At 71.5% G+C, this 11,370-nt stretch carries 12 protein-coding genes; 5 read left to right on the forward strand and 7 right to left on the reverse strand.

What is annotated here, in order from left to right; all coding sequences use genetic code 11:
• Positions 1-242 precede the first annotated feature (242 nt).
• Both ACCP09_RS35640 and ACCP09_RS35645 read right to left on the reverse strand, forming a co-directional pair.
• Positions 243-683, reverse strand: coding sequence for an SRPBCC family protein (locus ACCP09_RS35640; protein WP_433753235.1), 441 nt, complete (start codon positions 681-683; stop codon positions 243-245).
• A 57-nt stretch (positions 684-740) separates the two neighbouring features.
• Positions 741-1,106 (reverse strand): STAS domain-containing protein, encoded by a 366-nt coding sequence (locus ACCP09_RS35645; RefSeq protein ID WP_027934321.1) that lies wholly within the window; start codon positions 1,104-1,106, stop codon positions 741-743.
• A 233-nt stretch (positions 1,107-1,339) separates the two neighbouring features.
• Between ACCP09_RS35645 and ACCP09_RS35650 the strand changes: the two genes are divergently transcribed.
• Positions 1,340-1,771 carry an ATP-binding protein gene (locus ACCP09_RS35650; RefSeq protein ID WP_433753238.1) on the forward strand — a complete coding sequence of 144 codons (432 nt, stop codon included), beginning with the start codon at positions 1,340-1,342 and terminating at the stop codon, positions 1,769-1,771.
• A 2-nt stretch (positions 1,772-1,773) separates the two neighbouring features.
• Here ACCP09_RS35650 and ACCP09_RS35655 read toward each other — a convergent pair whose 3' ends face one another.
• The 5 genes from ACCP09_RS35655 to ACCP09_RS35675 are packed head-to-tail and all read right to left on the reverse strand — an operon-like array spanning position 1,774 to position 5,726.
• Positions 1,774-3,069: a PP2C family protein-serine/threonine phosphatase gene (locus tag ACCP09_RS35655; protein ID WP_378335638.1), complete on the reverse strand. Its 1,296-nt coding sequence runs from the start codon at positions 3,067-3,069 to the stop codon at positions 1,774-1,776.
• Positions 3,066-4,061, reverse strand: a complete 996-nt coding sequence (locus ACCP09_RS35660; RefSeq protein WP_433753240.1) for a SpoIIE family protein phosphatase — start codon at positions 4,059-4,061, stop codon at positions 3,066-3,068. The genes ACCP09_RS35655 and ACCP09_RS35660 overlap by 4 nt, the downstream gene beginning before the upstream one ends.
• Entirely contained in the window at positions 4,058-4,483 is a 426-nt protein-coding gene (locus tag ACCP09_RS35665) for an anti-sigma regulatory factor (RefSeq protein WP_017984529.1), read from the reverse strand. Before ACCP09_RS35665 ends, ACCP09_RS35660 begins: the two co-directional genes overlap by 4 nt.
• Positions 4,480-4,857, reverse strand: a complete 378-nt coding sequence (locus ACCP09_RS35670) for an STAS domain-containing protein (RefSeq protein WP_020422973.1) — start codon at positions 4,855-4,857, stop codon at positions 4,480-4,482. The genes ACCP09_RS35665 and ACCP09_RS35670 overlap by 4 nt, the downstream gene beginning before the upstream one ends.
• A complete protein-coding gene (locus tag ACCP09_RS35675) occupies positions 4,857-5,726 on the reverse strand; it encodes an STAS domain-containing protein (RefSeq protein ID WP_027934325.1) in 870 nt (289 codons plus the stop codon). Before ACCP09_RS35675 ends, ACCP09_RS35670 begins: the two co-directional genes overlap by 1 nt.
• Before the next feature lie 153 nt (positions 5,727-5,879).
• Between ACCP09_RS35675 and ACCP09_RS35680 the strand changes: the two genes are divergently transcribed.
• The 4 genes from ACCP09_RS35680 (at position 5,880) to ACCP09_RS35695 (ending at position 11,326) form a co-directional block, all read left to right on the forward strand.
• Complete coding sequence (locus tag ACCP09_RS35680) at positions 5,880-6,248, forward strand: STAS domain-containing protein (RefSeq protein WP_020422971.1); 369 nt, start codon at positions 5,880-5,882, stop codon at positions 6,246-6,248.
• Positions 6,249-6,404: 156 nt separating this feature from the next.
• A complete protein-coding gene (locus ACCP09_RS35685; RefSeq protein ID WP_228685111.1) occupies positions 6,405-6,830 on the forward strand; it encodes a DUF6292 family protein in 426 nt (141 codons plus the stop codon).
• Positions 6,831-6,914: 84 nt separating this feature from the next.
• Entirely contained in the window at positions 6,915-7,268 is a 354-nt protein-coding gene (locus tag ACCP09_RS35690; protein WP_027934327.1) for an STAS domain-containing protein, read from the forward strand.
• A gap of 62 nt (positions 7,269-7,330) precedes the next feature.
• Complete coding sequence (locus ACCP09_RS35695; protein ID WP_433753244.1) at positions 7,331-11,326, forward strand: SpoIIE family protein phosphatase; 3,996 nt, start codon at positions 7,331-7,333, stop codon at positions 11,324-11,326.
• Positions 11,327-11,370: the final 44 nt, after the last annotated feature.

Consider the following 11,370-nt stretch of genomic DNA (forward strand, 5'->3'; position numbering starts at 1 on the left):
TCAGGGAGGGGGGGCGGGGGTGGTCGGAAGGTGACCTTTCGAGCGCCGCAAGGCGCACCGCCCGCAGGGCGGGAAAAGATCAAAAGAGTCCCGTCGCCTTCCGGTTTGTGCATATCACCTTGAGCCAGGGCCGCAAGGTTGGCATGGTCGGCCGCCGGAAAGCACGGAGGTTGCGGCCCTGGCTCAAGGTGATCGTCACGTGTCAGGCGACGGGATGACCACCCAGCTGCCTTGGGTTTGGTTCAAAGGTCGCGGTGCACCGCGATGTCCGCCAAGCGCTTCAGGCTTTCGGTGTTCCGTGGGGCCAGCATGGCTGCTTGCACACGCTCGGGCAGCAGGCTGAGCGGGCCCCGCGCTAACCTCTCCGCCATCTGCACCTCGGTGCCGCCCTCGGTGTCGGGCGTCAGGGTCAGCGTGATCTTCGCGGAGCCCATCGGCCACATGCGAGCCTCCAGTTCGAGGAGCTTGTTCTCCTCGACCGCGAGCACGCAGCTCACGTCCTGCACGTTGAACGGCCACGGCCCGACGCTGTGGTGGATCCGCGAACCGACCCGGGGCCAGTGGCTGTCCACCTGCCGGATGTGCGAGGCGCCCACGACCCAGCCCGCGTAGGTCCAGCCGTCGGCGAGGACGGTGAACACCTTTTCGGGCTGGACGGGAATCCGCTTGCTCACCACGATCATCTCTCGCTCCCCGGCTCGGTCCATCGGCAGCGAGTACCCCACGCGGGAGCGGGACAATCAGCTCGCTTCGGTCGCGGGCGGCGCCACGGCCTCCTCGAGCGACGACGTGATCCGCAGCTGCTCGTCGAGCCGGGTCACCTCCAGCGGCCGCAGCACGGCGCGGCTGGTGGCCACGACCCGCAGCTCCACCGAGTTCTCCTCGCACCTCTGCTGCGCGTTCACCAGCAGGCTCAGGCCGATCGACCCCAGGAAGGTCACCCCGGACAGGTCGACCACCACCGGGCCCGGCGGCTGCGCTTCGGCGCAGGCGGACTGCACCTCGCTCTCCAGATCGGGCGCGCTGGTCAGGTCCACATCGCCGGCGGCGGAGACCACGATGGCCCCGTCGATGAGGCGTCGCGTGACACGCAACTCGGTGGTCACCCGAGATACCTCCTACTGTCGTCGTTCACCGCGTCCTGCCGTCGGCGGACCACAAGGAAGCTGCACCGGTACCCGAAGCCGCCACGGCAACAGGCTGGCGGCTCAACCGTCCGCCGATCCTAACCGGGCTTCACCGCGGGTGAGGATCGGGGCGGAAAGTGGTTAACCGGCCACGTCCGGGGAACCACCAACACAGCCGATACGCGAGCAAGGACCGCTGGCGGGAGGACACTGTGAGGACCGACGGCTCGCGCCGACCGACGAAGCACCACAGCACGCCGTCGGAGTGGCGGCGGGCGGTGACGCGGCTGCCCGAGGAGGCGCCGGCCGCCGGCCAGGCCAGGGAGTTCGCCACCTCCGCCCTGCAGGCCTGGGAGGTGCCCCCGGACACCAGGGAGGACATCGTGCTCGCCGCGTCCGAGCTGGTCACCAACGCCGTCGAGCACGGGCAGGGCGAGGTCACGGTGGTGCTGCGCCAGAACGGCGACCGCCTGCTGCTGCGCGTGTGGGACGACGACGTGCACGTCCCGGTCCCGCGCCCGGCCGAACAGGATTCGGTGCGCGGCAACGGCCTGGTGATCGTCGAGGCGGTCAGCGAGTCCTGGGGCTACGAGACCGGCTCCGACGGCAAGTGGGTGTGGGCGGAGTTCGCCATCCCACACTGAGCTCAACCGGGCGCCGGGATGTGCCGCGCGCCGCGGCCGGACGGGCGTTCCGGCTGCGCCGACCACCGGCACAGCAGCAGGCACACGTCGTCGTCGTGCTCGTCCTGGCCGAGCATCTCGGCCAGGATCCGGTCGCCTGCCTCGTCCGTCGGCAGCCCGGTGACCTCGGCGAACGCCCCGGTCAGCCGGGCCAGCCCGTCGTCGAGGACCTCGGCCCGCCGCTCCACCAGCCCGTCGGTGTAGAGCAGCAGGTCGCTGCCCGGCGTGATGGTCTCCTCGTACTCGGCGATGTCGAACGCGAACGGCACCCCCAGCATCGGCGCGTTCGGGCGCTCCAGGTGCCGGACCCCGTCCTCGCCGCAGGCCAGGATCGGCAGGTGCCCGGCGCTGGCCCAGCGGATCCGGCCGGTCTCCAGCTCCAGGTCGGCGACCACCGCGGTGGCGAACAACGTGCTGTCCAGCCCGCGCAGCAGGTGGTGGGCCAGCCGCAGCGCCTCCGCCGGGCCGTGCCCTTCCGCGGTGTAGGCGCGCAGCGCGTTCTGCAGCTTCCCCATGACCACGGCCGCGTCGAGACCGTGCCCGGTGACGTCACCCACGGTGAGCACGATCGTGCCGTCGGCCCTGGTGAACGCGTCGAACCAGTCGCCGCCGATGTTCACGCCGGTCGCCGCCGGCCGGTAGCGGGCGCACAGCTCCAGCTCGTCCGGGGTGCTCAGGGTGGGCAGCATCGCGTGCTGCAGCCGCTCGGCCAGCTCGCGTTCCCGCTCGTACTCGCCCGCGTTGCGCAGGCCGACCGCGGACCGCGCGGCGACCGCGGTGAGGAAGGACACCTCGTCGCCGGTGAACTCGCTGTCCCGGTGCAGCTCGAGCACGCCCAGCAGGTGCGGCCCCACCGTCAGCGGGAGCAGCAGCCGCTTCGGCTCGATGTGCGCCTGGTGCCCGGTCGCGACGCGTTTCACGTCCGCGTCCGGGGCGCTGTCCGGCCGCGGCAGGCGCTTGAGCTTGCGGCTCTCGTCCGTGACCAGCCACACGCCGGCGCAGTCGGCCAGGTTCTCCCGCTCGATGAGCCCGACCAGCGCCTCCACGACCTCCCGGCCGCGCAGCGACGCCGACACGCTGCGGCTCACCTCGTCCAGGAACGCCGACCGCTGCCGCTGCAGCTCGACCTCGGCGTGCAGGGCCAGCAGGCCCGCGTTGGTCTGTTCCAGCTCCGACTGGTGCAGCCGCAGCTCACGCTCCTGCCGCGCGATGGTCTCGCGCAGCTCGCGGAGCAGGTCCTCGGTGGTGGCTTTCGTCACCGTCCACCTCCCGACACGACGACCACGCACGCGTCGTCCCGGCCGCGGCCACGTTGCCCCAGGATCCAGCCCGCGACGGTGGCCGGGTCGTGGGTGAACAGGCCGGGCCAGTCGGTGTTGCTCCACTTGTCCGAAATCCCGTCGGAGTGCAGGACCAGCCAGCTGCGGGAGGACCACGAGTACGCGGAGTCCGACGGCCGCGGCCGCGCGGCGACGCCGACGATGCCGTGCCGCGACACGATGCGCTGCACGGGCCCGTCCTGGTCCGCGTAGAACCGGGTGGACACGTTGCCCACCCCGCAGAACCGCATGCGCCCCTCCGCCGGACTCAGCTGCGCGACGGCCACGGTCGCGCCGCGGGTGGAGGCGAGGGACGGCTGCATCAGCTCCAGGATACGGGCCGGTCGCAGCTCGGGGTGCGCCGCGACGGTGGAGATCGCCGCGTCACTGGCCCGCGCCGCCAGCCGGCCGTGGCCCAGACCGTCACTCACCGCGATGGTCACGCTATCGTCCGTGGTTTCCGCCGTCCAGCGGTCGCCGCATTCCGCTTCACCCGGTGCGGTGAGAATCGCGCTGCCCATCCGCAGGCCACCGGGCAGCGGCGACGGGCCGGCGTGCCAGCGCGCGAGCACGGAAGTGCCCTGGCCACGCCTGCTGTAGACGTCGAACACGTCCGCGGCGCGGCGCACCGCGCCGAGGCCGCCGCCCAGCGTGCCGGTGGTCGAGTAGCCGTCGCGCATGCTGTCCTCGATCCGGCCGATCCCCGGACCGCAGTCGACGGCGACCACGTCCAGCCTGCCCAGCGCGGGCACCACGCTGAACACCCCGCGCCCGGCGTGTTTGAGCAGGTTGGAGGCCAGTTCGGTGGCGGCGAGCGACACCAGGTGGACCCGCTCCAGCGGCAGCCCGGCGCGGGTCGCGGCCGACGCGGCGACGACCCGTGCGCGGCCCACGTGACTCGGCTCGGTCACGATCAGGTCGTCGCGGGTCACGGTCCCGCGCTTCTGCGGACGGACATGCTGATCTCCACCCTCGTCCCGCGGCCCGGCGCCGAGTCGATCCGGAACTGGTCGGCGAGCCGTTTGGCGCCGCCGAGCCCGAGGCCGAGGCCGGAACCCGTGGTGAAGCCGTCCGCCATGGCCGCGTCGATGTCCGGGATGCCCGGCCCCTTGTCGGTGAAGGTCATCCGCACCGTCGGGTTGCCGCCGAGGTCCTCGACGGCGATTTCCGCCTGCCCCCCGCCGCCGTAGACCAGGGCGTTGCGGGCCAGTTCGCTGGCGGCGGTGACCAGCTTGGTCTGCTGCACGAGGCTGAACCCCGCGGTGGACGCCGCCGACCGGGCGGCGTGCCGCACATGCACGATGTCGTATTCGTCGTGGATGGCGACCGTGTTCGTGGAAGGCGCGCGTGTCACCGCAGCGCCGTCCGCGATGACCCCGGTGGCGGGGCGAGTAGTGACAGACCCTCCTCGACGGAGAGCGCCGTGGACAGTCCGGGCAGGGTCAGGCCGAGTTCGACCAGGGTGATGGCCACGGCAGGCCGCATGCCGACCACGACGGTGCGCGCCGCCATCAGCGAGGTGATGGCGGCGATGTCGTGCAGCGTGCGGGCGAGGAACGAGTCGATGATGTCCAGCACGGACACGTCGATGAGCACACCCCGGGCGCGGGTCTCCACGACCTTTTCGGTGAGCTCGGACTCGAACTCGGCCACCGACTGGTCGAGGAGCTCCTCCTGGATGGTGACCAGCAGGACACCACTCAGGTTGACGATCGGGATGCCTGCCATCAGACCACGCCCGGTCCCGCGGACGAGCCCACCTGCAGGCCGAGCCGGTTGAGGGCGTAGGCCAGCGCGTCGGCCAGCCGGGCGCGGGTGGCGACCTCACCGAGGTCGATGCCGAGCTGCACCATCGTGTTGGCGATCTGCGGGCGGATACCGCTGATGACACACTCCGCGCCCATCAGCCGCGCCGCCATGGCGGTCTTGAGCAGGTGCTGGGCCACCATCGTGTCGACCGTGGGCACGCCGGTGATGTCCAGGATCGCGACCTTGGCCTGGTGGGTCATGATCGACTGCAGCAGGCTCTCGGTGGCGACCTGGCTGCGCATGCTGTCCAGGGTGCCGATCAGCGGGATCGCCAGCACCCCGTCCCACAGTTTGATGACCGGCGTGGACAGCTCGGTCAGCTGCTCGCGCTGGATGGCCAGGGTCTCCTTGGCCGACGCCAGCGCCGACTCGACGAGCACCAGCCGCAGGGTGTCCACCGCGCTGGAGAGCAGCAGGGCGCCCGCTGTGAGCAATTCCGCATCCGCGGTCTCCTGCCAGAGGCGCAGCAGCGGCTTCTTGAGGTCGCTCACCTCGACGGCGGTGCGCGGGCTCACACCCTCGTTGCCGTCGAGCTGCGAGGCGAGCGCGGTGAGCAGCGAGCGCAGGTCGTTGAAGCCGTCGGCGGCCGGGCTGTCCGCGTCACCGGCCGCGATGGCCCGGCGGATCCCCCGCAGGACCTCGGCGCTGTCGCCGGCGGCCTGATCGGAATCCTGCGCCACGGAGCGGAAGAAAGGTGAGTCGGCCCACTGCGCGACGATCGATTCCTTTTGGGCGTCAAGGAAATCGCTGACCACAGTGGTGATCTGGCGGTCGGAGGTTGTCGTCATCGCTCCCAGGCTCCAGCATGGTGGAAGGTCGTAAGCAGAACGATCCGCAGTGTTGCGCAGAGTTCGTTGGCTTGCGGCAAACTTATTGCACACGGCCGTCGGGCGACAACCGGGGCCGAAGCCGACGCCACGATTTTGGAGAGAGTTCGAACCATGACGACGGACGAAGGCGCGACAAGGTCCGCCACGGCTTCCGTGGTGCGCACGGAGGCCAGCGGCGACAGCGGACGTGTGCTGCTGCTCGGCGAGATCGACCACGGCGCGGTGGACCAGCTGGACCAGGCCGTGGAGAAGCTGCTCGGATCCGGCGTGATCCACCTGGTGCTCGACTTCGAAGGCCTCAACTTCTTCGACTCGGCCTGCATCAGCGCCCTGATCAGGGCGAAGACCAGCGCGGAGGAGCAGGGCGGCACGGTGAAGCTGGCCAACGTGGACCGCTACGCGCGGCGCATCCTGGACATCACCGGGCTGCTGGGCTCGTTCACCATCGAGGGTGAGGAGTCACCCAGCGCTCGTGCGTGAGGCAGCCCGCGCGCACACCCACAGTGAAATGGCAGGTTTGGGATTCGCGAGCCAGGGGTAGCCCGGCTGGGCCATGAGCGGTTTCAAACCCGTCAAGGGGCCGGTTTCCGGCGAGGCGTCAAGCAGGGGCGCCCCGCCGGGTATCTGGTGGGCGAAGTGCGAGGGCAGATGTACCTGGAATACGAGGACGCGCAGGCGCGGGGGCTGCGGCGGTACGTGCGACTGGTGACCGAGGCTCTGGGGCTGGGCGGCAACGCCTACTTCGTGCAGATAGACCCACCACCGGCAAACGCATACCTGGCGCTGGAGCGGCGCCTTCCCGAGTTCCCCGACCGCGACGCCGCCCTTCTCTGGAGTGAAGACACCGGGTGGTCGCTGGTCGTCGAATCGCACTGCGGCGAGGACCTGATCGTCCTGGCCTACCTCGGCGCCGACGTCCTGCCCGCGCCACGGGTGGTGGCGCGGTTCGCCGAGGACCTGTGCGACGGCGTGGCGGCCGGCGTCCTCGAGCCGCCGGTCTGGGATCCGGTGGACGTCCGGGAGCGGCTGGCCGCGTATTCCGCGCCGGCGCTGGCGGGCTGACGAAGCTCGAGATCTGCCGACTTCCCGGTCCCGCATTAGGCTGAACGCACCGCAGGTGTCCCTACGCGTGTCCGGGAGGTTCCGTTGGCCGAAGAAGCTTTCGCGGTGCGTCACCGGGTGACCGGGGACGCCGTCGTGGTGACCGTCTCCGGCGGTGTGGACCTGTGTTCCGCACCGGCGATGATCAGCGAGATGGACCAGGCCCGCCGCGCGGCCGTGCCGCCGCAGCCGGTGATCGTCGACCTGTCCCAGGTGGACTTCCTCGGCTCCGCCGGGTTGTCCCTGCTCGTCGAGGCCGAGCAGCGGTGTGCCGAGGCCGGCACACCGCTGCGGCTGGTCGCGTCCAACCGAGTCGTGCTGCGCGCGCTGGAGGCGGCCGATCTGCGGCAGGTGTTCACCGTTTCCGAGACTCTCGAATGCGCCCTGGGTGAGGGCTGACACGGTCGATGACGCGTCCGGCTGACACGTCCTATTTGGACGCAGTGGGTGAGATGGGGGCGATGGTCGCCGCACGCGACTGGACGGCGACCGCCCTCGGCCCGATCGGGGAGTGGCCGCGTGAGCTGCACGCCGCGTTGCGCCTGGTGCTGTCGTCGCGGTTCCCGATGCTGGTGTGGTGGGGGCCCGAGCTCACCGTCTTCTACAACGACGCCTACCGCCCGGCGATGGGCGAGAAGCACCCGCGCTACCTCGGGCGGCCGGCCTCGGAGTGCTGGGCGGAGGCGTGGGCCGAACTGGGTCCGCTGACGCGTCACGTCATGACCGGTCAGGGCGCCACCTACTCGGAGAACCAGCTGCTGTTCCTCGACCGGCACAACTACCTCGAGGAGACGTACTGGACGTTCTCCTACAGCCCGATCTCCGGCGACCGGGGCGAGGTGCTGGGCATCCTGGTCGCGGTCCAGGACACCACCGAGCAGGTGGTCCGCCAGCGCAGGATGGAAGTGCTCAACGACCTCGGCGAGGTGTCGGCGGCCGGGTCGGTGGCGCAGACCGCGCGGTCGGCGGTGTCCGCGCTGAGCCGCCACGGCGCCGATCTGCCGTTCGCGCTGGCGTACCTGTTCGACGAGGGGCAGGCGTCGTTGGCCGCCGCGTACGGGGTCGGCCCCGGGGAGCGCGCCGCGCCCGCGGTGCTGCATCGCGGCGGGGAACCGGTCTGGCCGTTGTGGGACGGCGGGACCCGGGTGTGCGACGGGTTGCGGAAGCGGTTCGGGCCGGACTTCGTGCAACCGGTGGTGGTCGGCACGGCCGCGCCGGACCGCGCCGTGGTGCTGCCGCTGGTCGCCGCCGGGCGGGTGGGGCCGGTGGGCGCCCTGGTGCTCGGGGTGTCGGCCTACCAGGCGTTGGACGCGGACTACCGGGCCTTCCTCGAACTGCTCGGCGGCCAGGTGTCGAGTCTGATCACCGACGCGCTCGCCTACGAGGGCGAGCGCCGCCGCTCGGAGGCGCTGGCCGAACTGGATCGCGCGAAGAGCGAGTTCTTCGCGAACGTCAGCCACGAGTTCCGCACCCCGCTGACGCTCATCACCGGCCCGGCCGAGGACGCGCTGGCCGACACCGCCGAGCCGTTGCCGCCCGGTCAGCGCGAGCGGCTGGAGCTGGTGCACCGCAACGCCGGACGGCTGCGGCGGCTGGTGAACGACCTGCTCGACTTCGCCAAGCTCGAAGCCGGTCGTCTGCAACCGGACTCCGCGCCGCACGACCTGGCCGCGCTGACCACGGAGATCGCGGAGAGTTTCGCCCCGGCCGTGCGGCGCGCCGGGCTGCGGTTCGAGATCGACTGCCCGCCGTTGTCCCGCGCGGTGGTCGTCGACCCGGACATGTGGGAGAAGATCGTCCTCAACCTGCTGTCCAACGGGCTCAAGTACACGCGGGAGGGCGGGGTCGCGGTCCGGCTGCGGGAGGTGGACGGGCACGCCGAGCTGACGGTCGCCGACACCGGCGCCGGCATCCCGGCCGACGAGCTGCCCAGGCTGTTCCAGCGGTTCCACCGGGCGCGCGGGCGGGAGGGCCGCTCCCACGAGGGTGCCGGGATCGGGCTGGCGCTGGTGCAGGAACTGGTGCGGCTGCACGACGGCACGGTGTGCGCGGATTCGGTGGAGGGGGCCGGGAGCACGTTCTGCGTCCGGTTGCCGCTTGCTGCGGTCGCGCCGCCGAAGGCCGTCGACTTCGCGCTCGCCGCCGCGCCCGCCTACCGCGAGGAGGCGTTGCAGTGGCGCGTCGACGGGGCAGGCGAGACGGCGCAGTCCGGCGAGCAGCCGGGGCCGACGCTGCTGGTGGTCGAGGACAACAACGATCTGAGCCGGTTCATCGCACGGATGCTGCGCCCGGTCGGCCGGGTCCTGCTCGCGCGGGACGGCGTCGAGGGGCTGGAGCTGGCGCGGCGGCACCGCCCGGATCTCGTGTTGTCGGACGTGATGATGCCGCGCCTGGACGGGTTCGGGCTCATCCGGGCGTTGCGGGCGGAACCGGCGACGAAGTCGGTGCCGGTGTTGTTCCTGTCCGCGCGGGCCGGGGTCGAGGCGGCGGTGTCCGGTCTGGAGGCCGGCGCGGACGACTACCTGCCGAAACCGTTTTCCGGCGCGGAGCTGCTGGCGCGGGTGCGGGCGAACCTGGCGCTGTCCGGTCTGCGGCGGCGCGAGTCGGAGTTCCGTCGCGCGTTGTTCGAGTCGTTGCGGGAAGGCGTGTTCGTCGCGGACAGCGACGGCACGGTGGTCGAGGTCAACCCGGCGTTCGCCACGATCACCGGGTATGGCGGGGATAGCGTGCCGATGGCGTGGCCGTACCCGTGGCTGGGTGCGGAGGCCGAGCGCGTGCCGGCCGCCGACCTGGTGGGCTACCTGGGTGACGGGCACGAGGTGTCGGTCCGGGTGGAGCGCCCGGACGGGAGCGAGGCGTGGGCCGCGCTGACCCTGACGCGCGTCGCCGAGAACGACGGGCGGGCTTGGCTGGTCGGGACGCTGCGGGACGTGACGGTCGAGAAGGAGGCGGCGGACCGGGAGGCGGTGCTGGCCGCGTTCGCCGCGGACCTGGCGGCTGCCACCGATGTGGCGGAGGTGCTGAACGCCGGGGTGTCGGCGTTGCGGGCGATCCTCGGTGCGACGCGGGTGGTGGCGGCTATCTGGCCGACGGTGGAGAGTGGCGGGTTGCTCGCGGGCGATCCGGAGGCCGGTTCGTTCGACGAGCTGGAGCCGGAGCTGTACGAGCGGCTGGACCGCGCGCGCCGTCAGGCGCCGGGGCAGATCTGGCCTGCGGAGGCGAGCCGGGAACTCGGGGCGACGCTCGGCAGTGGTGATTCGGTGGTGTTGGCGGAGCGGGCGGACCAGGTGCTGGGCGCCGAGGACCGCGCGTTGTTCGGGATGCTGGTGGCGCAGCTCGCGCAGGCGCTCGGCCGGGCCCGCAGCTACGACGAGGCGCGTGCGGTCGCGCTGACCCTGCAGCACGCGATCCTGGGTCCGACGGACCTGCCGGCCGGATTCGCGGTGCGGTACGAACCGGCGGTGCGGCCGCTGGAGGTCGGCGGCGACTGGTACGACGTGGCGCGGTTGCCGGACGGCCGGATCGCGGTGGTCGTGGGAGATTGTGTCGGCAGGGGGCTCGCCGCGGCGTCGGTGATGGGGCAGCTGCGCAGTGCGTGCAGTGCGCTCCTGTTGAGCTACGGCGATCCCGCGCGGGCGCTGGACCAGCTGGACGGGTTCGCCCGGCAGATCCCGGGCGCCTTGTGCACCACGGTGTTCTGCGCGGTGGTCGACCCGGTGGCCGGGGTCGTGACGTACTCCAGCGCCGGTCACCCGTCTGCGGTGCTCAGCCACGCCGACGGCAGTGATCAGCTGCTGGACCAGGCGTTGTCGGTCCCGTTGGCGGTGCGCCGGTCGGCGGACCGTCCACGTGCGACGGTGCCATTGCGGCCGGGTTCGGTGCTGTTGCTGTACACGGACGGCTTGGTGGAGCGGCACGGCCAGCCGATCGACGAGGCGATCGAAGGCGCGCGGGTGGCGGTGCGGGAGGTGCCGCGCCGGCAGTCGGCGGAGATCACCGAGCACCTGCTGGACAGGTTGTTGCCGCCGTCCGGCCACAACGACGACGTGGCGGTGCTGGTCTACGTGCACCCGCCTGGCCCGATGCGCCTGGAGCTGCCCGCGGAACCCGGGAGCCTGGTCGCCATGCGGCGGGAGTTGCGGCAGTGGCTGGCCCAGTCCGACGTCCCCGACGAGGCGGCCGCGGACGTGATCCTGGCTGTCGACGAAGCGTGCACGAACTCGATCGAACACGGCTACCCCGGCCGGGACGACGGCACCCTGACGCTGACTGCCACCGCCGACGAGGGTTCCGTGGAAATCGTGATCACCGACGACGGCAAGTGGCGCCCACCCCCAGCCGACAAGGGGATAAGGGGTCGGGGAGTAGGATTGATGCGCGCACTGATGACCGAAGTGGACATCACGCCAGGGGAACAGGGCAGCCGGGTGCGCCTGATGCGAAACTGGAAAGACTAGCGCGCAGCGCAATCTTTGAACCAAACCCAAGGTAGCTGGGTGGT

Source organism: Amycolatopsis sp. 3B14, from assembly GCF_050958625.1.
Lineage (GTDB): Bacteria > Actinomycetota > Actinomycetes > Mycobacteriales > Pseudonocardiaceae > Amycolatopsis_E > Amycolatopsis_E thermoflava.

What these genes read in the sequence shown, in the direction of transcription:
- ACCP09_RS35695 (WP_433753244.1), top strand. Translation starts at nt 7,331, where the DNA reads ATGGTCGCCGCACGCGACTGGACGGCGACCGCCCTCGGCCCGATCGGG.
- ACCP09_RS35680 (WP_020422971.1), top strand. Translation starts at nt 5,880, where the DNA reads ATGACGACGGACGAAGGCGCGACAAGGTCCGCCACGGCTTCCGTGGTG.
- ACCP09_RS35675 (WP_027934325.1), bottom strand. Translation starts at nt 5,726, where the DNA reads ATGACGACAACCTCCGACCGCCAGATCACCACTGTGGTCAGCGATTTC.
- ACCP09_RS35670 (WP_020422973.1), bottom strand. Translation starts at nt 4,857, where the DNA reads ATGGCAGGCATCCCGATCGTCAACCTGAGTGGTGTCCTGCTGGTCACC.
- ACCP09_RS35640 (WP_433753235.1), bottom strand. Translation starts at nt 683, where the DNA reads ATGATCGTGGTGAGCAAGCGGATTCCCGTCCAGCCCGAAAAGGTGTTC.